General features: G+C 64.6%; 21 protein-coding genes. 9 read left to right on the top strand and 12 right to left on the bottom strand.

Features of this window, described 5'->3' with window-relative positions; genetic code table 11:
* Window positions 1–15 precede the first annotated feature (15 nt).
* Window positions 16–1,539, bottom strand: coding sequence for a leucyl aminopeptidase (locus R3P95_RS14175; RefSeq protein WP_269593876.1), 1,524 nt, complete (start codon window positions 1,537–1,539; stop codon window positions 16–18).
* Window positions 1,540–1,656: 117 nt separating this feature from the next.
* Between R3P95_RS14175 and gcvT the strand changes: the two genes are divergently transcribed.
* Together gcvT and R3P95_RS14165 are read left to right on the top strand one after the other, a co-directional pair.
* Entirely contained in the window at window positions 1,657–2,757 is a 1,101-nt protein-coding gene (gcvT, locus tag R3P95_RS14170) for a glycine cleavage system aminomethyltransferase GcvT (RefSeq protein ID WP_269593877.1), read from the top strand.
* Window positions 2,758–2,798: 41 nt separating this feature from the next.
* Window positions 2,799–3,902, top strand: a complete 1,104-nt coding sequence (locus tag R3P95_RS14165; RefSeq protein WP_269593878.1) for a branched-chain amino acid aminotransferase — start codon at window positions 2,799–2,801, stop codon at window positions 3,900–3,902.
* On the opposite strand, the gene R3P95_RS14160 is transcribed toward R3P95_RS14165, so the two are convergent.
* From R3P95_RS14160 to R3P95_RS14145, 4 genes are read right to left on the bottom strand one after another with little or no spacing between them, the layout of a single operon-like run.
* Window positions 3,899–4,660, bottom strand: coding sequence for an adenosylcobinamide-GDP ribazoletransferase (locus tag R3P95_RS14160; RefSeq protein ID WP_269593879.1), 762 nt, complete (start codon window positions 4,658–4,660; stop codon window positions 3,899–3,901). The two genes, R3P95_RS14165 and R3P95_RS14160, sit on opposite strands and share 4 nt — an antisense overlap.
* Before the next feature lie 2 nt (window positions 4,661–4,662).
* Window positions 4,663–5,781 carry a nicotinate-nucleotide--dimethylbenzimidazole phosphoribosyltransferase gene (gene cobT / locus R3P95_RS14155; RefSeq protein WP_317548577.1) on the bottom strand — a complete coding sequence of 373 codons (1,119 nt, stop codon included), beginning with the start codon at window positions 5,779–5,781 and terminating at the stop codon, window positions 4,663–4,665.
* Window positions 5,778–6,347 (bottom strand): bifunctional adenosylcobinamide kinase/adenosylcobinamide-phosphate guanylyltransferase, encoded by a 570-nt coding sequence (cobU, locus tag R3P95_RS14150; RefSeq protein ID WP_094688458.1) that lies wholly within the window; start codon window positions 6,345–6,347, stop codon window positions 5,778–5,780. Before cobU ends, cobT begins: the two co-directional genes overlap by 4 nt.
* Window positions 6,348–6,352: 5 nt before the next feature.
* Window positions 6,353–7,012, bottom strand: a complete 660-nt coding sequence (locus R3P95_RS14145) for a DUF3043 domain-containing protein (RefSeq protein WP_068052118.1) — start codon at window positions 7,010–7,012, stop codon at window positions 6,353–6,355.
* A gap of 100 nt (window positions 7,013–7,112) precedes the next feature.
* On the opposite strand from R3P95_RS14145, the gene R3P95_RS14140 reads away from it, so the two are divergent.
* The 3 genes from R3P95_RS14140 to R3P95_RS14130 all read left to right on the top strand — a co-directional run bounded on the left by R3P95_RS14140 (window position 7,113) and on the right by R3P95_RS14130 (window position 9,695).
* Window positions 7,113–8,186 (top strand): glycerate kinase family protein, encoded by a 1,074-nt coding sequence (locus R3P95_RS14140; protein ID WP_094640141.1) that lies wholly within the window; start codon window positions 7,113–7,115, stop codon window positions 8,184–8,186.
* Between the two features lie 64 nt (window positions 8,187–8,250).
* Window positions 8,251–8,616: a HesB/IscA family protein gene (locus R3P95_RS14135; RefSeq protein ID WP_068052114.1), complete on the top strand. Its 366-nt coding sequence runs from the start codon at window positions 8,251–8,253 to the stop codon at window positions 8,614–8,616.
* Window positions 8,617–8,720: 104 nt separating this feature from the next.
* Window positions 8,721–9,695, top strand: coding sequence for a carbohydrate kinase family protein (locus tag R3P95_RS14130; protein ID WP_094688459.1), 975 nt, complete (start codon window positions 8,721–8,723; stop codon window positions 9,693–9,695).
* Between the two features lie 94 nt (window positions 9,696–9,789).
* On the opposite strand, the gene asnB is transcribed toward R3P95_RS14130, so the two are convergent.
* Complete coding sequence (asnB, locus tag R3P95_RS14125; protein WP_094669854.1) at window positions 9,790–11,718, bottom strand: asparagine synthase (glutamine-hydrolyzing); 1,929 nt, start codon at window positions 11,716–11,718, stop codon at window positions 9,790–9,792.
* A 222-nt stretch (window positions 11,719–11,940) separates the two neighbouring features.
* Between asnB and ctaC the strand changes: the two genes are divergently transcribed.
* Both ctaC and R3P95_RS14115 read left to right on the top strand, forming a co-directional pair.
* A complete protein-coding gene (ctaC, locus tag R3P95_RS14120) occupies window positions 11,941–13,020 on the top strand; it encodes an aa3-type cytochrome oxidase subunit II (RefSeq protein ID WP_269593986.1) in 1,080 nt (359 codons plus the stop codon).
* 18 nt (window positions 13,021–13,038) lie between these two features.
* Window positions 13,039–13,455, top strand: coding sequence for a cytochrome c oxidase subunit 4 (locus tag R3P95_RS14115; RefSeq protein ID WP_068052104.1), 417 nt, complete (start codon window positions 13,039–13,041; stop codon window positions 13,453–13,455).
* 174 nt (window positions 13,456–13,629) lie between these two features.
* On the opposite strand, the gene R3P95_RS14110 is transcribed toward R3P95_RS14115, so the two are convergent.
* The 5 genes from R3P95_RS14110 to ctaE all read right to left on the bottom strand — a co-directional run bounded on the left by R3P95_RS14110 (window position 13,630) and on the right by ctaE (window position 18,672).
* Entirely contained in the window at window positions 13,630–13,905 is a 276-nt protein-coding gene (locus R3P95_RS14110) for a helix-turn-helix domain-containing protein (RefSeq protein ID WP_068052101.1), read from the bottom strand.
* 240 nt (window positions 13,906–14,145) lie between these two features.
* The gene (gene qcrB / locus R3P95_RS14105; protein ID WP_068052098.1) at window positions 14,146–15,924 is read right to left on the bottom strand and encodes a cytochrome bc1 complex cytochrome b subunit; all 1,779 of its coding nucleotides are present in this window, start codon (window positions 15,922–15,924) and stop codon (window positions 14,146–14,148) included.
* On the bottom strand, window positions 15,921–17,132 hold the full coding sequence (qcrA, locus tag R3P95_RS14100; protein WP_256980917.1) for a cytochrome bc1 complex Rieske iron-sulfur subunit: 1,212 nt from the start codon (window positions 17,130–17,132) through the stop codon (window positions 15,921–15,923). The genes qcrB and qcrA overlap by 4 nt, the downstream gene beginning before the upstream one ends.
* The gene (gene qcrC, locus R3P95_RS14095; protein WP_094640137.1) at window positions 17,129–17,977 is read right to left on the bottom strand and encodes a cytochrome bc1 complex diheme cytochrome c subunit; all 849 of its coding nucleotides are present in this window, start codon (window positions 17,975–17,977) and stop codon (window positions 17,129–17,131) included. The genes qcrA and qcrC overlap by 4 nt, the downstream gene beginning before the upstream one ends.
* 83 nt (window positions 17,978–18,060) lie before the next feature.
* Window positions 18,061–18,672, bottom strand: a complete 612-nt coding sequence (gene ctaE, locus R3P95_RS14090; protein ID WP_037192869.1) for an aa3-type cytochrome oxidase subunit III — start codon at window positions 18,670–18,672, stop codon at window positions 18,061–18,063.
* A 151-nt stretch (window positions 18,673–18,823) separates the two neighbouring features.
* On the opposite strand from ctaE, the gene R3P95_RS14085 reads away from it, so the two are divergent.
* Together R3P95_RS14085 and trpD are read left to right on the top strand one after the other, a co-directional pair.
* A complete protein-coding gene (locus R3P95_RS14085) occupies window positions 18,824–19,300 on the top strand; it encodes a hypothetical protein (protein ID WP_068052095.1) in 477 nt (158 codons plus the stop codon).
* Between the two features lie 51 nt (window positions 19,301–19,351).
* Window positions 19,352–20,413, top strand: coding sequence for an anthranilate phosphoribosyltransferase (trpD, locus tag R3P95_RS14080; protein ID WP_094640136.1), 1,062 nt, complete (start codon window positions 19,352–19,354; stop codon window positions 20,411–20,413).
* 12 nt (window positions 20,414–20,425) lie between these two features.
* Here the strand turns inward: trpD and R3P95_RS14075 are convergent, their stop codons facing one another.
* Complete coding sequence (locus tag R3P95_RS14075; protein ID WP_068052089.1) at window positions 20,426–20,701, bottom strand: Lrp/AsnC family transcriptional regulator; 276 nt, start codon at window positions 20,699–20,701, stop codon at window positions 20,426–20,428.
* Between the last annotated feature and the right edge of the window lie 19 nt (window positions 20,702–20,720).

The raw sequence follows: 20,720 nt of genomic DNA, 5'->3' as shown, positions 1-20,720 counted from the left end.
GCACGGACTGTGCCATCAGCCGTTCTCGACGATGTCCTCGAGGACCGCGAACATCGTCCGTACGGGAACGCCGGTGCCGCCCTTGCCGGTGTAACCGAAGGGCCCGCCGGTGTTGTACGCCGGTCCTGCGACATCGATGTGAGCCCATTCGACGCCCTCGGGGACGAATTCCTTCAAGAACAGCGCAGCGGCCAGCATTCCACCGGCCCGGCCGTTGGTGACGTTCGCCAGATCGGCCACCTTGGAATCGAGTTCACGTCGGATCTCCTTCGGCAACGGCATCGGCCACGCGTTCTCGCCGATGGCCTGAGAGATCTCGGCGACGCGGTCGCGGAAGTCGTCGGTGCCCATGACCCCTGGCGTTCGATTGCCGAGCGCGACCACCTGGGCCCCGGTCAGTGTCGCGGTGTCGATGAGGTAATCCGGATCGTCCTCGCAGGCACGCACGATCGCGTCGGCCAACACCAAGCGGCCTTCGGCGTCGGTGTTGATGACCTCCACGGTGATGCCGCCGTACTGGGTCAGGACATCGCCCGGACGCTGCGCTGTGCCCGACGGCATGTTTTCGGCCATCGGCACCGTCGCGACGACGTCGAGCGGTAGATCGACCTTCGCGGCCAGGATCACCGTCGCGATGACCGCAGCCGCACCGCCCATGTCCGAGGTCATGTTCTCCATGCCCGCAGCGGGTTTGATGGAGATGCCGCCGGTGTCGAACGTGATGCCCTTGCCCACCAGGGCGACCTTCTTCGCGCCCCGCTTGCCGCCCGAGTGCGTCAGGCGAACCAGTCGCGGCAGGCGTGAAGAACCCTTGCCGACGCCGTGAATGCCGCCGTAGCCGTCCTTCTCCAGTGTCTTGTCGTCGAGGATCTCGACCTTCAGACCTGCAGCCGTACCCAGCGCCTTCGCCTGCGCCGCGAACTCCTCCGGGTAGAGGTGACTCGGCGGGGTGTTGACGAAATCACGTGCTACAGCGACGGATTCGGCAATGGCGATCGAGCGTGCCAGCTCGTTCTTCGCTTCCTTCGAGCGCGTGTCGGGCACGAGCAACTCGACGCGGGCGAGGGGAAGACCGTCCGCCTTCGGTGCCGAGAGCGAGGACTTGAACTCGGTGAACTGATACGCGCCGAGAAAGAAACCTTCCGCGGCCGCACCGAGATCGAGTGCCGACAACGTGGTCGCCACCGTATCGACGCCTTTCAGTGCACGGGCCGCGGTTCCGGCGGACTGCCGGATGCGCTCGCTGTCGATGTCGGCCGCGCTACCGAGGCCGACCGCCAGGACGCTGTCCACGGACAGGCCGGCCGGTGCCGGAATGCGCACCAGTTCATCGGCCTTGCCGGTGGCACCGACGGACTCGAAGGAATCGAGCAGCGCAGCAGCGACGGCGTCGTCGGAGATGTCGTCGGTGATGGCGAGCTCGAGGCCGTCGTCGCTGGTACTCAGCGCGACGACGAGAACGTCGACTTTCTTACCGAGCTTGCCCGCGAGGACCAGGTCGGGTCCGAGAGTGCGGGAAGGCGTCGAGGGTGAAGGCACGTGGCTGCTCCTGTAGGGGTTGACGTGTACGTACCTCGATCCTAATGACGACTCGTCGAGGGACGCAGTCGGTCTGCCGGGCCCGCGACGGCCGCGATGTGAGCTAGCGTGACCGCCATGACCGACACCGAGCTGATCGAGGGACCACTTCACGCCGTGCACACCGAATTGGGTGCGACATTCGCACCTTTCGGCGGCTGGACCATGCCGGTGTCGTACGCCGGGGTCGTCGTCGAACACACGGCAGTGCGAGAGGCCGTGGGTCTGTTCGATGTGGGCCATCTCGGCAAGGCATCGGTGACCGGACCCGGAGCCGCTGCGTTCGTGAACTCCGTTCTCACCAACGATCTGAACCGAATAGAACCGGGCAAGGCGCAGTACACGCTGTGCTGCACCGAATCCGGCGGCGTCGTCGACGACCTGATCGCGTACTACGTCTCGGACGAGGATGTCTTCCTGGTGCCGAACGCGGCGAACACGGCGGCCGTCGTCGCGGCGATGGCCGAGCAGGCACCCGACGGGATTTCGGTGGTGAACCAGCACCGTGAGTTCGGAGTCCTGGCCGTGCAGGGGCCGAAATCGACCGAGGTTCTTCAGGAACTGGGCCTGCCGACCGACATGGACTACATGGCGTTCGAGGACGCCACCTGGAATTCGGTTGCGGTGCGAGTCTGCCGAACCGGATACACCGGCGAGCACGGCTACGAACTGGTTCCACCCGCGGGCGACGTCGAACCCCTCTTCCGGGCGCTGATGGCAGCAGTGCGGTCTCGTGGGGGACAGGTGTGCGGGCTCGGAGCACGCGACACACTGCGCACCGAGATGGGGTACCCGTTGCACGGACACGAACTGGCACTGGACATCTCGCCCCTCGAGGCGCGCTGCGGCTGGGCGATCGGGTGGAAGAAGGACGCATTCTGGGGCAAGGAAGCCTTGTCCACGGAGAAGGAGAGCGGACCGGCACGTGTGCTGCGTGGACTGAGGGCTCTCGATCGCGGTGTCCTGCGCCCGGGCCTAGCCGTCAAAGCATCGGGACAGCAGATCGGAACGACGACGTCCGGCACGTTCTCGCCGTCGCTGAAGATCGGAATCGCCCTCGCCCTGCTCGACGCGGAGGCCGCTCCTGCGGTGGGCACCGAGGTCGAGGTCGACGTTCGTGGGCGAGCGTTGCGCTGCGAAGTGGTCGCGCCGCCCTTCGTCGCAGCGAAGACCAGGTGACCGCGCGAGAGCTCGGTGGCCGTGACGATAGGATCTCGGGCATGACAGGTGTCTCCGAATTCACGTACGTGCAGCATCCCTCGCCCGCTACGCCCGCCGTGCGCGACGCGGTGCTCGCTGCACCCGGTTTCGGAAAACATTTCACCGATCACATGGTGTACATCGACTACACCCGTGACGGCGGATGGCACGATGCCACGATCGCGCCGTACGGTCCGATCGAGCTCGACCCCGCCGCGATGGTCCTGCACTACGGCCAGGCAATCTTCGAGGGACTCAAGATCTACCGTCAGCCGAACGGCGACCTCTCGACCTTCCGGGTGCACTCCAACGCCGAGCGCTTCCGCTCCTCGGCTCGCCGTCTGGCGATGCCGGAGTTGCCCGACGAGCTGTTCATCGGATCGATGGAGAAGCTGCTCGAACTCGACCACGACTGGGTCCCCGCGGCAGGCGGCGAGGACGCGCTCTACGTCCGGCCGTACATGTTCTCCACCGAAGCCGGACTCGGTGTCCGCCCGGCCGATTCGTACCGCTACATGTTGATCGCCTCTCCCGCAGGTGCGTACTTCCCCAGAGGCGTCAAGCCGGTGAGCGTCTGGCTGTCGACCGAATACGTCCGGGCGGCACCGGGCGGCACCGGAGACGCGAAGTTCGCGGGCAACTACGCCGCATCTCTGCTGGCGCAGGCACAGGCCAGCGACGAAGGATGCGATCAGGTGGTCTGGCTCGATGCCATCGAGCGCCGGTACGTCGAGGAGATGGGCGGGATGAACCTGTTCTTCGTCTTCGGCTCGGGCTCCGACGCACGACTGGTGACGCCGTCGCTGTCCGGGTCACTGCTCCCCGGCATCACTCGCGACTCGCTGCTGGCCCTGGCGACCGACGCAGGCATCCCCGTCGAAGAGCGTCGGATCTCCACCGAGGAGTGGCGCAAGGGGGCCGACTCCGGCGAGATCACCGAGGTGTTCGCTTGCGGTACAGCAGCCGTCATCACACCGGTGGGTAGCGTCAAGTCCACCGAGGGGGCGTTCGAGATCGCAGGCGGCGAGCCCGGCGAGATCACGCTCGCACTGCGCGACACGCTCACCGGTATTCAGCGCGGAACGTTCGCCGATACGCACGGCTGGATGACCACGCTCCGCTAGCTTCCCAGAAGCAGGCCGACCGCGGCCAGCGCGGTGGTGGTCTCGATTCCGGCTCCGAGCACGTCGCCGGAGAGCCCGCCGAAGCGTCGGACGCAGTGGCGAGTGAGGATTACCGCGACGGCGAGTACGAAAACGACCACCAGCGCTCCCTGCCACGGTCGGTCGGGACGGATGTACGTGGACATGGCCGTTGCCACGCCTGTCCACAACGCCACGGCTGCGATCGACTGAGTGCCTGCCACCAGCGCGCCGAAGCCGCTCGGTGCCGCCGCCTCGATCCCTCGGCGACACGCGACGACCACCGACACCCGTCCGATCACCGAGACACACACGATGGCCCACCACATGTGCAACTGCGCGAGCTGGCCCAGGCTTGCGGCCTGTATCCCCAGCACCAGAGCAAGTGATGCCACGCCGAACGGGCCTGCACTGCCGGACTTCATGACTTCTCGCGCGCGCTCGGGAGGTCCGTAGCAGCCCAGTCCGTCCGCGGTGTCGGCCAAGCCGTCCAGATGCATACCCCGAGTGAGCAATGCCGAGGCCGCGACGGCGAGCAGTCCGCCGAGGAGAGGCGTCAAGCCCGCAGTGATCGACACCCACAGAACGATCGCGCTGATGCTGCCGAGGGCGATACCGACGACTGGAGCGAGCGCTATCGCGCGCCCGGCGGAGTCCCTGTCGACCTCGTCGGGGCCGCGCACGGGAAGCACCGTCAGCCAGGAGAACGCGAGCACCAGTGAATCGGCTGGGCTGCGCACAGTCAGTGGTCTTCGGCGGTGCTGTGGTCTTCGGCAGTGCTGCGGGCTTCGCTGTCGCCGGTACTGACACCGGAGTCGGCGAAGGTTGCCATCGAATTGAGGGTGCCGACACCCGCACGAACCAGAGGCAACGCCGCCAGCGCTCCCGAACCTTCGCCCAGTCGCATCCCGAGCTCCACGATCGGTTCGAGACGCAAGTGCCGCAACGCAAGTGAATGGGCAGGCTCGGCCGAGCGATGCCCGGCAACCCACCAGTTGCGTGCTCCGGCCGCCGCGTCCTCGGCCACCAATGCGGCCGCGGTCACCACCAGGCCGTCCAGAATCACCGGGGTTCGCCGATGCGCTGCCTGTGCCAGAAAGCCGGCGAGGGCCGCGATGTCGGCACCGCCCGCGACTCGCAGCAGATCGGTGGGGTTCTTCGCGACCGGCCGGGCTCGACGCATCGCGTCCCGGATCGCTGCAGTCTTTCTGATCCACCCCGCGTCGTCGATTCCGGTGCCGCGGCCGACGGCGGCAACCGGCTCGGTGTCGGTCAGGGTGGCGATCAATACCGTTGCCGGAGTGGTGTTTCCGATACCCATATCGCCTGCGATGAGAAGATCCGCGCCGCCGTCGACCTCTTCGTCGGCGATGGCGGCTCCGGCAGCGATCGCGGCCTGAACCTCGTCCTCGGTGAGTGCATCCTCGCGGTCGATCGATCCACTGGACCGTCGAATCTTGAACGCGGACACCGAAGAATCCGTATCGGCGTCGACCGCGATGTCGACAACCCGAACCGCGGCACCGGCTATGGCCGCGAGTACGTTGACCGCTGCGCCGCCGGCGCGGATGTTCGCGACCATCTGAGCCGTCACCTCGGGAGGGTAGGCAGAGACCCCGTGTGCGGCCACGCCGTGATCGCCGGCGAAGACGACGACACGCACTCGTTCGAGAGACCGCGGCGGGCAGGCGTCCTGGCAGGCGGCGATCCACTCACCGAGCGCCTCGAGGCGACCGAGGCTTCCGGCAGGCTTGGTCAATTCCTGTTGCCGGTCGGCGGCGGCCGATCGAGCCGAGTCCGACGGAGCTGTCACCGGACGAAACGGCGACGACGCCGAAGCCTCTTCCGAAAGAATTGTCACACTGTGCCTTTCGCGGTGATGAAGTCCGCCGGAGGGTCCTTGAGGGTCAGCGCGAGTCCTGCGACGACCAGCAGAACCCTGTCACATACTGCCGCGAGCCGAGAATTGAGCAATCCCAGCTCGTCTCGGAAGAGGCGACCGGAACGGGATTCGGGCACCACGGACAAGCCGACTTCGGGGCTGACGAGCAGAAGGCGGGACGGGCAGTCCGCGACTGCCCGAACCAGATCGTCGACAGCCGGTGCGATCGTGCCGCGGGGGAGCTCCCAGGCCTGTGCATCGTCGAGCATTCCCGTCAGCCACGTTCCCAGATCGTCGACGACGGTGGTGCCGTCCCAGGGCTGCGAGACGACACCGGACAGTGACGTGACGGTTTCGACGGTGGACCAGTGTCTCGGTCTCGACGCACGGTGACGCTCGATACGAAGCTGCCAGTCCTCGTCGGTGGCGTCCCGCCGACCGGTCGCGAGGTAGCGAACCGGCTCGAGAACGGCAAGCGATTCCGCGTGCCCGGACTTGCCGGATCTGGCTCCACCGAGCACGAGGGTTCGTCTCGGTTCGCCCACCGACGTCAGACGGCCTCGCCGGCGCTGACTCGCGGCTTGGGTGCGCGCATCTTGCGGATCTGGGACGCACGGACGAAGGCGTACCACCCGATCCTGAAACCGCCGTCGGTGGTCTCGGGGAACCGCACCCGGATCTTGTTGTTGATCATCTTGCCGAGGTAGATGCCCTCGCCGACCATGAAGAGCATCATCACGAACATGCCGAGGGTGACGTACTGCTGTACCTGAGGCTGCAGGAACAGCGCAAAGATCAGGATCAACGCCAGCGGCATGAACAGGCCGACGAGGTTGCGTCGTGCATCGACGATGTCGCGTACGTATGCACGCACCGGACCCTTGTCGCGGGGGAGCAGATACTTGTCTTCGCCCGCCAGCATCCGTGCGCGTCGTTCGGCTGCGGCGGCGCGTCGCTCGTTGGAGGCGGCCTTGCGGTCTTCCTTGCTGCCCTTGTTCGCCTTGCGGCGCTCGCGTGCCTCTTTGCTCGTCAGAGGAGCAGGAGCAACCGGTCCGCGACGCCGAGCTTCGGCATCACGGCGCTTGGGGGTCGGTCGGCCCTTGCCGAGAGACACCGAAGGGGTTGCGTCGCTCCCGGCCGTCGTCGACTCGGATTCGTTCGAGTCGTTTCCGTCCGAATTGTCAGAGTTTCCACGGCGTAGCAGCTTCACGCACTCAGAGTATGGGATGGCCCGTTGCCGACGAACACCGGCCAGGTCAGCGGCGAAACAGCGGATGCCGTTCCGGCGCTGCAGCCCTAGACTTCCGACGATGCGAGTGATGATTGCGCCGGATTCGTTCGGAGACACCTTGACTGCCGCGGCCGCGGCCGACGCCATCGCCAGGGGATGGGCCTCGGTTCGTGAGACCGACGAACTCGAACTCGCGCCCCAATCCGACGGCGGCCCAGGGTTCGTCGAGGTCCTGGCCTCGCGCATCGGCACCGTGCAGACCGCAGACGTGGACGGGCCCCTCGGCAACCCGGTCCGAGCCCACTGGCTGCTCGACGGTACGGCGGCGTACATCGAATCGGCTCAGGCCTGCGGACTGCATCTTCTCGACGGCCCGCCCACTCCACTGTCAGCACTGAAGGCGAGCAGCTACGGCGTCGGTCAGCTGCTCGACGCCGCTCTCGACGCCGGGGCGCGAACGGTGTTCGTCGGGCTCGGCGGAAGCAGCTGCAGCGACGGCGGGCGCGCGATGATTCGTGCGCTGGGCGGACTCGGATCGGCGGTCGCGCGATTGTCGGGCATCGACCTCGTCGCCGCGTCGGACGTGGAGAACCCGCTGCTGGGCGACGCCGGTGCGGCCCGCGTGTTCGGTCCACAGAAAGGTGCCGACGCAGACACCGTCGCTCGGCTGGAGGAGTCGAACACCGATTGGGCTGCAGTGCTCTCTGCCGCCGGCTACGACGTGGCAGACCGACCGGGAGCCGGAGCCGCAGGAGGTCTGGGGGCGGCACTGTTCGCACTCGGCGGCAGGCAGCTACCCGGTGCCGTCGTGGTGGCCGAACGAACCGGCCAGCAGGAACTGCTCGACTCCGTCGACCTGGTGCTGACCGGTGAGGGCAAATTCGACTCGCAATCGCTGCGCGGCAAGCTGGTGACCAGAATCGCTGCCGCGGGCGGCGCGACGGGCATCGACACGATCGTGCTCGCGGGGCAGGTCACGTTGTCGAAGGACGAACTGGAGTCGGCGGGCATCTCGGCTGCGCACTCGATCAGTGAGTTCGCGGGTTCGGTCGAGCTGGCGATGTCGGATGCGGCGAATCAGCTCGAACAGTTGGCCGCGCGCGTCGCGGCCGACGTGGTCGACACCGGTGTGCAAGGGAGGCGGCGAGCGTGAGGAATAGAGCTACCGGGAGTACGGTTGAGTCATTCACGGGTTGTACGACTGATAGGGAGAACCCATGACCGTTTCGAATGAGACCGCAACGACCGAAACCACGGCACACAAGGTCACCATGACGGAGACCGCGTCGACCAAGGCCAAGGCGCTGCTGGATCAAGAAGGCCGTGACGACCTCGCGCTGCGCATCGCCGTGCAGCCGGGTGGTTGCGCAGGACTGCGCTACCAGCTCTTCTTCGACGACCGAAGCCTCGACGGCGACCTCGCGGTCGACTTCAACGGCGTCACCCTCGCAGTGGACCGGATGAGCGCTCCCTACGTGGAGGGTGCATCCATCGACTTCGTGGACACGATCGAGAAGCAGGGTTTCACGATCGACAACCCGAACGCCACGGGATCGTGCGCGTGCGGCGACTCGTTCAACTGAGCTGACTCGTACTCGACTGTGACCGGTACACGCATGCGTGTACCGGTCACAGTCGTGTCTGCCCGTCGACTCCACAGCATCTACGAACCGAAAGGCCTTCCTTCGTGACACTCGCGGTATCCGGCTCGATAGCGACCGACCATCTGATGCGATTCTCCGGACGGTTCGCCGAGCAGATCGTCGCCGATCAGCTCTCGAACATCTCGTTGAGCTTTCTGGTGGACGATCTGGTCATTCGCAAGGGAGGCGTCGGCGGAAACATCGCGTACGCACTCGGAGTTCTCGGCGGCGCGCCGCTGCTCGTCGGGGCCGTGGGACCGGACTTCGCCGAGTACCGGACCTGGCTCGAAGAGCACGGTGTCGACTGCAGTGGTGTGAGCGTGTCCGCTACCGCACACACTGCTCGCTTCGTCTGCACCACGGACGAGGACATGGCGCAGATCGCGTCGTTCTACCCCGGAGCGATGAGCGAGGCCCGGGACATCTCCATCGAGGCACTCGCAGCGCAGCACGCGATGGACCTGGTTCTGATCGGTGCCAACGACCCCGACGCGATGACGGCGCACACGGCGCAGTGCCGCGCTGCAGGCATCCCGTTCGCGGCCGACCCGTCGCAGCAGCTCGCTCGGCTCGACGCCGCGCAGGCAACCGACTTGATCGACGGTGCCGCGTACCTGTTCACCAACGAGTACGAATGGGCGCTCCTCAAGCAGAAGACCGGCATGTCCGACGCTGACATCGCCGACAAGGTGGATCTGCGCGTCACCACCCTGGGCAAGCGTGGCGTGGACATCGTCGAAAAGGGTGGTGTGCACACCCATGTCGGTGTCGTGCCAGAGACGAGCAAGGTGGATCCGACCGGTGTCGGCGACGGCTTCCGAGCAGGTTTCCTCACCGCCCACATGGCCGGAGCCAGCATCGAACGTGCAGCGCAACTGGGTTCGCTCGTGGCCGTGCTGGTGCTCGAGACCACCGGCACTCAGGAGTGGGATCTCAACCGCGACGACGCGATCAAGCGTCTGACCTCTGCCTATGGTGAAGAAGCGGGCGAGGAAATCGGGGCATTGCTCCCCGCCTGATCGAGGTTGTTCGTTCGCCCACCGGATCAATGTGGCTTTGTTGCACTCCGAGCGACCGAAAGTCGCATTGATCCGGCGGGGACGGTCGGCCAGGTCAGATGTTGACCGGATACTCCGGTTCGGCGATCTGCGGCACGATGCGCTTCTCGACGAAGATGCCGTGCCACACCATGAAGATCAGCAGCGTCCACAGTCGACGGCTGTGATCGGACTTGCCGGCGCGGTGATCGTCGAGCATCGCCACGACGGCGGCCTTGTTGAGCAGGTGATCGGTCTGCGAGTCGGCGATCTGCTGGTGGGCCCAATCGAAGAGTTCCGGTCCGCGCAGCCAATGGCGCAGTGGCACAGGGAATCCCAGCTTGGCGCGATGCAGTACATGACCGGGAACGATTCCCTCCAGCGCCTGACGCAGAGCGTACTTGGTGGTGCTCTTGGTGATCTTCTGGTCGAGCGGGAGCTTCTCGGCGACCTTGTAGACCTCGGAGTCGAGGAACGGAACGCGCAACTCGAGTGAGTTGGCCATGGTGATCTTGTCGGCCTTCACCAGAATGTCGCCGCGCAACCAAGTGAACAGATCCAGATGCTGCATGCGAGCCACCGGATCCCATCCCTGCGACTGCGCGTATATCGGCGCGGTGACGTCCTGATGGGTCCACTCGGATCGGAACTCGCGCAGCACCGACCGCAACTGCGCGTCGTTGAAACTGCGTGCGTTGCCGTAGTACCGCTCTTCGAGAGTCATGGATCCGCGGTTGAGCAGGCTCTTGCCGCGAGTGCCCTCGGGGATTCGCTCGCTCAACGAGCCGGCCGCACGTCGAAGGAATGCGGGAAGCGACTCGAACGGCTTCAACGACAGCGGTTCGCGGTAGATGGTGTAACCGCCGAACAACTCGTCCGCACCTTCGCCGGAGAGCACGACCTTCACGTGCTTGCGGGCTTCCTTGGCGACGAAGTACAGCGGCACCAACGCGGGGTCGGCCACTGGATCGTCCAGATACCAGACGATCTCGGGGATGGACGCCGCGAACTCCTCGGGTCCGACGACCTTCACGATGTGCCGAGCACCGATTGCCGCGGCCGACTCCGCTGCCACGTCCACCTCGGAGTAGCCCTCGCGCTCGAATCCGGTGGTGAACGTGATCAGGTCGGGGTTGTGACGGATCGCCAGAGCTGCGATGGCCGTCGAATCGATTCCGCCCGAGAGAAAGGAGCCGACCGTGACGTCGGCGCGCATATGTTTGGCAACCGAGTCTTCGAGTGCCTCGGCGATTTCCTGGTACCGCGCCTTCTCGCTGCCGGGTGCGAATGGCTGAACCGGGAACTTCGGGGTGAAGTAGCGAGTGACCTTCGGCGGCGTGCCCGGTGACAGCGTGGCGTAGCAACCGGATTCGAGCCGCCGAACGCCTGCGTGCAGGGTTTCGGGCTCGGGGACGTACTGCAGCACCGTGTAGTGCTCGATGGCACGCGGATCGAGATCGGTGCCGACGCCGAGCAGATCCATCAGCTCGAGCACGCTCTTCTTCTCGCTACCGAACGCGGTGCCTCCGGGACCGGTGGCCAGGAACAGCGGCTTGATGCCGAAGGGATCGCGTGCAACGAACATCTCGCGCGTCTCGGTGTCCCAGATGGCGAAGGCGAACATTCCTCGCAGACGCTGCACGGCGGCAGCGCCCCAGTAGTGGAACGCCGCAACGATCGACTCGCTGTCACCTTCGGTGGCGAATTCTGCCCCGTGATCGCGCGCGAGCTCGGCACGCAACTCGAGGTAGTTGTAGATCTCACCGTTGAATACCAGTGCGTACCGGTTCGGCGACTCGGGCGGACCCCACCGCATCGGCTGGTGCGAGTGTTCGATGTCGATGAACGAGAGTCGATTGAAGCCGTATACGACGTCGTCGTCGTGCCAGGTGCCACCGGGCTCGTCCGGGCCACGATGGCGCATGCAGTGAGTCGCCGAGCTCACCAGCTCGACGCCGGCGGCGGTCGTTCCGTGAGATGTCAGTACTCCGAGCAGTCCACACACAGCGTCTGCTACCTCTTCTCGCAGTTGGGGACAATGCCGGGGGCCGGATCTCCGCGTGTCGTCAGCGGGACGGTCGATCAGCAACCGAGTATGCCGCAGACACGCTCGAACCTAGGTAACGACCCAAGGGTGGCTCCGCGTCAGCATTGGTCTACGCTGCGTAGTACTCGGGCATCTCCATGTGGAAGCCCTTATTCTTCAGTGGTGGGCAATCAGGAAGGCGTGAACGTGGCGCATAGTCGGATCCTTCGGCGAGCGGGGCTGACAGCATTTCTCGGTGTAGCCGCGTTGATGCTGTCGGGCTGTTCCATCAGCAGCGACAACGTACTCAATTTCGGTTTCGCCTCGGGCGTCACCCCGCAGGGGCGACGCATCGGCGACCTGTGGACGTGGTCGGTCATTGCCGCCCTGGTCATTGGCATCATCGTGTGGGTTCTGATCTTCTGGGTGGTGCTGTTCCACCGTAAGAAGAAGAGCTCACCGGAGTTCCCTCGCCAGACGGCCTACAACGTTCCGCTCGAGTTGTTCTACACGGCGGTCCCGTTCGTGATCATCGCCGTCCTGTTCTACTTCACCGTCGTGGTGCAGAACTACGTCGACGAGAAGCAGGCCGATCCCGACGTCCAGGTGGATGTCACGGCTTACCAGTGGAACTGGAAGTTCGGCTACCGCACCATCGACCTCAAGGACGGTGCCGCCAAGTACGAGGGCACCGACGAGGAGGAGCAGGCTGCCGCCGAGGCCGCTGCCACTCCGGGCGAAGGTGCCGAGGGCAGCGAGGACGGCGAGTTCGTTCCGGGACCGATCAACGGAGCATCCACGCAGGATCTGTCGTACCTGCACTACAACAAGATCGAAACGGTCGGCTCGAGCGAAGAGATCCCGGTCCTGGTTCTGCCGACCGGTAAGCGCATCGAATTCGTGCTCGCGTCCTCGGACGTCATCCACGGATTCTGGGTTCCGGAATTCCTGTTCAAGCGTGACGTTCTCCCGAACCCCGAGGAGAACCACTCCGACAACGTCTTCCAGATCAGCGAAATCGAACGCGAAGGCTCCTTTGTCGGACGGTGCACCGAAATGTGCGGCACCTTCCACTCGATGATGAACTTCGAGGTTCGTGCCGTGTCTCCCGAGCGGTTCGAGCAGTACATCGAGCTTCGCAAGCCTCTGTCCGAAGGCGGAGATGCGCTGACCAACGCGCAGGCACTCGAAGCCATCGGCGAAAGCCCCCTCGCAACGAGCACCGCTCCGTTCTCGACCGACCGCACCCTCCGCACAGCCGCTGTCGCTGAAGGCAACTGACCAAGGAAGCATGCTGATATGAAAATCGAAGCCAAGATCTTCGAAATCCTCACTGTCTTCTTTCTCCTGGTCGGCATCGTGTACGCGTTGTTCACGGGCCTGAGCCGCACAGGAGTCGAGTGGGCCGGAGTCACCGCGATCTTCTTGTCGGTCGGTCTGACGTTGATCGTCGGAACCTACTTCCGATTCGTCGCACGACGCCTCGACACCCGACCCGAGGACTTCGACGACGCCGAGGTCAGCGACGGCGCAGGAGACCTGGGCTTCTTCAGCCCCGGTAGCTTCTGGCCGATCGTGCTCGCAGGCGCCGCGTCCATCACCGCCATCGGATTCGCCTTCTTCCAGCCGTGGCTCATCGCCCTCGGCGTGGTGAGCGTCATCGCTGCGGCCGCAGGTTTGGTGTTCGAGTACCACGTCGGTGCCGAGCGCCACTGACTCCATCTGCTCCACCCGAAAAGGGCCCCGGTTGTTCTCACGAGCGACCGGGGCCCTTTTCTGCTGTCCGCATACCGGCCGAACAGGATGGTCCGCTCATGGCGCTGTCAGGTGACACGGAGAGCGAGCGTGTGGAGGTCGAGCGCGCTGCGGTGAACGAGGTGGCACGCACCCTCAGGAAACGTCGGCCTCCGAGTGGGACCGAACGGCACGGGGCACCTGATCGGCAAGCGAATCGAGGGAGATGTTCAGCGCGCCGCACAACGCGGCGACGGTGAAGAACGCCGGCGTCGGAATTCGGCCGGTCTCGATCTTGCGCAGAGTTTCGACCGAGATGCCTGCTGTATCGGCGACGTCGGTCATGGTTCGGCCACCGCGGGCATGACGGAGAGCGGAGCCGAGCCTGGCACCGCGGGCGAGTTCGCCGGGGGTGAGTGGAACACGGACCATGACACCGATAGTAATACCGGTCGTCGCGAACCCCGGAGCTGAGACCGGTCGATGTACCTGGGATATGGATGGGTCATCCGACGGTGGGGGAGGGGAGGGCTATCGGATCTCCCGACGACGAGCAGCCGGCCGTGCTGCCTCGGAGGGTGATGCGAAGTGTTCCAGCCCGGATCGTGTTCGCAGACAACAAAAAGGGCGACACCGTTGCCGGTGTCGCCCTTTTCGAGACTCTGTCAGATGTCAGTGTTCTCTGTCGTTGTCGCTTCGACCCGAAGCGATAGCGGTGTCCTCATCCGAGTGGAGTCCATGGCCGTTGCCGTTCGAGTGGCCGTTGCCATTGGAGTGGCCGTTGCCGTTCGAGTGCCCGTTGCCATTGGCATGGCCGTTGCCGTTCGAGTGGCCGTTGCCGTGGATGCCCGCCTGGTAGTTGCGGAGCATCGTCAGCTGCTCGTGTTCACCCTTGTGAAGGGCATCTTCGAGAGCCTTGCTCTGTGCCACCGGATCCGGACTGAACAGCGATCCCGAGCCGGGCTTTCCGGCCGAGCCGAGCTTGTTCATCTTCTTCGGAACGGCTGCGCCCTGGTAATCGAGGGGAATCGGGTGTCCGTGATCGTCGACCGGTCCGAGCGGCTGGTGGATTTCCACGTACTGGCCGTGCGGGAGTCGCTTGATGATTCCGGTTTCGATGCCGTGCTCGAGAACTGCCCGATCGCTGCGCTGCAGTCCGATGCAGAATCGGTACGCGATGAAGTACGCGAGCGGAGGCATGGTGAGAATTCCGATACGACCGATCCACGTCATCGCGTTGAGCGAGATGTCGAACTTGTAGGCGATGAGGTCGTTGATGCACGAGAGCGTGAGGATCACGTAGAACGTGAGGGCCATCGCGCCGATCGCAGTACGCACCGGAACGTCACGGGGACGCTGAAGCAGGTTGTGATGCGCAGTGTCTCCGGTCAGACGCTTCTCGATCCACGGGTACGCGATCATCACGGTGAAGACGAGACCCATGATCACTGCCACCCAGAACACTGCCGGGATGGTGTAGCGCCCGGCGATGTATATCTCCCAGGCAGGCCACAGTCGTGCCATGCCGTCGGTCCACATCAGATAGAAGTCGGGCTGCACGCCTGCCGACACTTGCGACGGGTTGTACGGTCCGAGATTCCAGATCGGGTTGATCTGGATGAGTCCGCCCATTGCTGCCAGCACACCGAAGGTGACGGCGAAGAAAGCACCGGACTTGACCGCGAAGACCGGAAGAATACGAACGCCGACGACGTTCTGCTCCGTGCGGCCGGGTCCGGGGAACTGCGTGTGCTTCTGGTACCAGACCAGGGCCAGGTGGGCTGCGATCAGCGCCAGGATGATGGCCGGTAGAAGAAGAACGTGAGCGACGTACAGGCGCGGAATGATGATCGTGCCGGGGAAGTCGCCGTCGAAGATGAGCCAATGCATCCACGTGCCGATGATCGGGATACTCATCGTGATGCCACCGAGAGCGGCGCGGAGGCCGGTGCCGGAAAGCAGATCGTCGGGGAGCGAGTAGCCGAAGAAGCCCTCGAACATCGCCAGGATGAGCAGCAAACAACCGATGACCCAGTTGGCCTCGCGCGGGCGACGGAACGCACCGGTGAAGAAGATGCGCATCATGTGCACGATGATCGAGGCGGCGAACATCAGGGCCGCCCAGTGGTGAATCTGCCGCATGAACAGACCGCCACGAACCTCGAACGTGATGTCGAGAGCGGTGGCGTATGCCCTGGACATCGTCACACCGTTGAGGGGGGTGTACGCACCGTCGTACACGACCTCGCTGAGCGACGGATCGAAGAACAAGGTGAGGAACACGCCCGAGATCAGCAGGATGACGAAGCTGTACAGCGCGATCTCACCGAGCAGGAACGACCAGTGCGTGGGGAAGACCTTGTTGATCTGGCGACGCAATCCCGGCGCCAGGTGGTAACGACTGTCTACGCCGTCGGCCTGCTTGGCGGCGAGGGTTTGCAATGTACTCATGAGTCACGCTCCGGACGACGTTCCCAGAAGGCGGGCCCCAGAGCTTCGGTGAAATCTCCCGAAGCGACGAGGAATCCCTCTTCGTTGACAGTGATGGGAAGTTGGGGCAGCGCACGCGCAGCCGGTCCGAAGATCGGCTTGCCGTACTCGAGCGCGTTGAACTGCGACTGGTGGCAAGGGCACAGAATTCGGTTGGTCTGCTGCTCGTACAACGATGTCGGGCAACCCAGGTGCGTACAGATCTTCGAGTAGGCGAAGTAGTCGCCGTAGTTGAAGCTTTCTTGACCCTTGCGCTTGATGACGGTGCTTGCGGCATCCGGGCGAAGGCGAATGAGCATGACCGAGTTACGAACTCCACGCAGCGAGACGAGCAGATCGTGCTCGCTCTCGCGGTCCGCTTCGCGGAACGGGAAGACGGTCTCCATGGCACCAGCGTCCAAGTCCTCGGGCCGAACGAGAACGACATCTTCCGGTCGCCCGGTGTCTCGTCGGAGGTAGATGGTCTCTCCATCGTAGCGAGGAGTCCAGCCGGATACCCACAACGGCGAATCTTCGCCCTTGGCCCAGGGATTCTTGATCAGTCCACCGAGGGGGAGCAGCGCCATGACGCCGAGCGCGCCACCACCGAAGACGAGCGAACGCTTGATCACCTTGCGGCGACCGATGGTCGACGTGTCGAGCGAATCGCCCAGCTCTGCCACGAGAGTCTTGCGGTCCAGCTCGGACGAGCCGCCGTCGTGACGGTCCTGGATGGAGACCTCTTCGGGGATGAACTTCTTGGTGAACTGCACCGCGCCGATACCGACCGCGAGGATCGCCAGGCCCATCGTGCCGCCGATGAGCGGGGTGTACAGCGAGTAGGCCAGGTAGTTCTCTTCGCCGATACCGGAGTACTGCCACGGCCAGAACAGGTAGATGCCGATGAATGCGACAGCGGCGAGGCCGGCGATCGCGAACCAGATCGCGACGCTGCGCTCGGCACGCTTCTCGGCGCGGGTACCTTCTACAGCCCAACGGTTGCGGCGGAAAGCGACATCGACACCGTCGAGGTTGGTGCCGAGCTCGACCAGTTCGTCGCGGCTCATCGCGGCGAGTTCCTCGTCGGTGTACTTCTTGTCCGCGTTCACGCCGTCGGCACCGGGCGCATCCTTGCGTCCGGATTCGTCGTCGTTGCCCGCGTCCTTACGGCCGGAATCGCCGTCGGTCATGATCTAGCTCCGATCCACAAAGTTGCTCCGACGACGGCGATGATGCCGACCGTCCAGATAGCGATCATCTCGGTACCGGGACCGAAACTTCCGATGCTCCAACCGCCTGCGGGAAGGGTTTCCTGGGCCGACTTGACGTACGCGATGATGTCGGACTTCTCCTCGATCGTCAGCTGACGATCGGAGAACTTCGGCATGTTCTGCGGGCCGGTGACCATCGCGGTGTAGATCTCCTGCTCGTTGGCAGGGCCGAGGGACGGTGCGAACTTGCCCGAGGACAGAGCGCCGCCTTCACCGGTGAAGTTGTGGCAGGAAGCGCAGTTGAGTCGGAACAGTTCACTGCCGCGTCCGATGTCGCCACCGCGCAGGGACTCCTGAGCGATCTCACCGTTCTCGTCGCGGATGACCGTCGGTCCGCCGCCGTTGGCGTTGATGAAGGCACCGAGGGCGTCGATCTGCTTGTCGTTGAACTTCGGCGGCTTGCGCATCGCCTGTGCCTCGTTGCGAACAGCGGGCATACGACCGCTCGACACCTGGAAGTACACGGCTGCTTCGCCGACGCCGATGAGGCTCGGTCCGCGATCCTGAACACCCTGCAGGTTGGCACCGTGGCACGTGACGCAGGACGTGTCGTAGAGCTGCTTGCCCTCGCGGATGAGCGCTGCCGAATCGGTATCGGCAGTCGCGACCTGAGGAGCCGGCGTCAGGGCCGAGGCGAGGAACCCTGCGCTCAGGAGGCCCATCATCAGAACGAGAGCACCGGTGATGCGTCGGCGCGTCCTACGCTGCCGTCTCGTCTTGGAGGCGGCGTTGTCGTCGGATGCTGCTGGGGGAGATGTACTCATCTTCTATCCCTTGTCGTGTCGGGACGGACCGAACGTCGGGGGCTGATTCCGTTCGCTCGTTATCTTTGGTGTGCTGACTGTCACTAGCGGATGAAGTAGATCGTTGCGAAGAGGGCAATCCAGACGATGTCGACGAAGTGCCAGTAGTACGAAACGACGATGGCCGCGGTGGCCTGCGCGGGCGTGAACTTACTGACCAGCGTTCTGGTGATCAGGAAGACGAAGGCGATGAGTCCGCCGATGACGTGCAATCCGTGGAAACCGGTCGTGATGTAGAAGACCGAGCCGTACACGCTGCTCGAGAGCGTCGTGCCCTCGTGCACCATGTGGTAGTACTCGTACGCCTGGCCGGCCACGAAGAACGCGCCCATCACCAGAGTGATGATGTACCAGCGGCGCAGTCCGAAGACGTCACCTCGCTCGGCGGCGAACACGCCCAGCTGGCAGGTGAACGACGATGCGATCAGCACCGCGGTCACCGGCACAGCGAGAGCGAGGTTCAGCTCCGTCGGCTCCGGCGGCCAGATTCCATTCGCCTGGGCGCGTGCGACGAAGTACATCGCAAACAGCCCGGCGAAGAACATGAGTTCACTAGACAGCCACACGATCGTGCCGACGCTGACCATATTGGGACGGTTCAGCGAGTGCACGCGTTGGGTGATTGCCGATCCTTGAGTCCCTACAGCGCTCGTCACAAAGAGAAGTATGACCCGTCGTAGTACGGAAGGCATATCCGGGTCCGCTCTTGGCGCGTCGTGTCGGAACGAATCCGCGTACGTCCTTGTTCCCGTGCTGGTCAGAGCCTCTGTACGGGCCGGTAGGGTCCAGTCGTGCAAGGCTGGCCTCATGGCAAAGCGCACCGAAGGTGGATGGTTTCGGAGACTGTTCTCGCGATCGACGGCCGAACGTCTGGACCCCACTCGCGAGGACCTCGTGACAGTGGCGAGTTGCTTCGACGATGCACAGGCATGCTCGGCCGTGCTCGACGAAGCAGCGAGGACCCGACCGCTGTGGACGGAATCGGCGGAGGTGGTGCTACGGCATCATCTCGTGTTGCCTTCCGACCAAGTGGAGGACGCAGCAGCGGTTGCGGCTCAGGACGACTACGAAGTGGGGCCGGCCGCCGAACTACCGGAGAGCACCGGCTACCGCCCTCGGGTGGAAGGCGGCGTGCCGCTGGTTCTGCAACGTGTTCAGGTACTCGACGCTCTGCACTGCTCGCAGGAGCGTTCTCGCATGGCCGGCCTTGCTCAGCGTCGAGGGGGAGCAGTACTGGGGTGGGACGCACTGCAGCCCGCGCAGCCCGACGCAGCGTCTGGCTAAGCTTCCACCGCACCGAGTGCATCGACGGCAGAAGGGCACGGCAGAACCACCATGACCGCAGCGATCAGCGACGAACAGCCGCGAACCTGGCGTCGAATCCTCGGCGCGTTGACGAACCACACCGACCTGTCCAGCGCCGACACCGGCTGGGTCATGGACGAGATCATGGCCGACAACGCGACAGCCGCGCAGATCGCAGCCTTCGGAGTAGCGCTGAAGATGAAAGGTCCGACGCCGGCGGAGGTCAACGGACTCGCCGAATCGATGCTGGCGCACGCAGTGCTGGTGCACACCGACACCGACGCCGTCGACGTCGTGGGGACCGGAGGAGACGGAGCGGACACCGTCAACATCTCCACCATGGCAGCCGTCGTCGTCGCTGCCAGCGGGATCCGAGTCGTCAAGCACGGCAACCGCGCAGCGTCGTCGAAGAGCGGCACGACCGACGTGCTCGAAGCATTGGGGGTCCGAGTGACCCTCGGGGCCGACGCAGTCGCGTCGAGCGTCGAGCAGGTCGGCATCGGCTTTTGCTTCGCACCGATCCACCACCCCGCACTGCGCTTCGCTGCCGCACCGCGCAAGGAAATCGGAATCCCCACGGTCTTCAACGTGCTGGGGCCACTGACGAACCCCGGGCGCCCGCGCGCAGGCCTGATCGGCTGTGCGTTCGAGAACCTGGTCCCCGTCGTCGCCGACGTGTTCGCAGCCCGGGGCAGCTCGGTGCTCGTGGTCCGCGGTGACGACGGACTGGACGAGATCACACTGTCCACCACCACGACAGTGCACGTGGTGTCCGATGGTTCGGTGACCGTCGAGACGATCGACCCGCTCGACTACGGCATCGCCCGAGCGCCCATAGAAGCTCTCAGAGGTGGAGACGCCGAATTCAATGCCGCGGTGGCGCACCGAGTGTTCGCCGGAGAACAGGGCCCCGTCCGCGACGCCGTACTGCTCAATGCCGCCGCAGCCATGGCAGCGCACCACGGCGTGTCCGACGACCTCCACGCCCGAATCGAAGCCGGATTGGCCACTGCCGCAACAACAATCGATTCCGGTGCAGCAGCACGGCTACTCGCCGACTGGGGTCGATGCACCACCGAACTCGCCGGCTGACGAAGAGCGCGGCTACTCGCCTATCGAGAACCCGGCTTCGACATCGGCACTCGAATAGGACTGGAACGCAATGTGAGTGGTGGTGCTGCGCACCCCCCGCACACGATTGATGTGCTTGGTGATGACCTCTGCGATCGACGCATGATCACGAACTTTCACGATGGCGATCAGATCGACATCACCAGCACACGAATAGACCTCCGACACCCCGTCGACATCCGCAACGGCCTGCGCCGCTTCCGGAATCAAGTCGGCCTCGGCGTCGATCAAGACGATGGCATTGATCATGTGCGCTCCTCAAGCATCT

Origin of the sequence: Rhodococcus cercidiphylli (genome assembly GCF_033042225.1) — a bacterium.
In the GTDB taxonomy this organism is placed as follows: domain Bacteria; phylum Actinomycetota; class Actinomycetes; order Mycobacteriales; family Mycobacteriaceae; genus Rhodococcoides.
The sequence above is the reverse complement of the archived record's forward strand: the minus strand, read 5'-3'. Positions and strand labels throughout refer to the sequence as shown.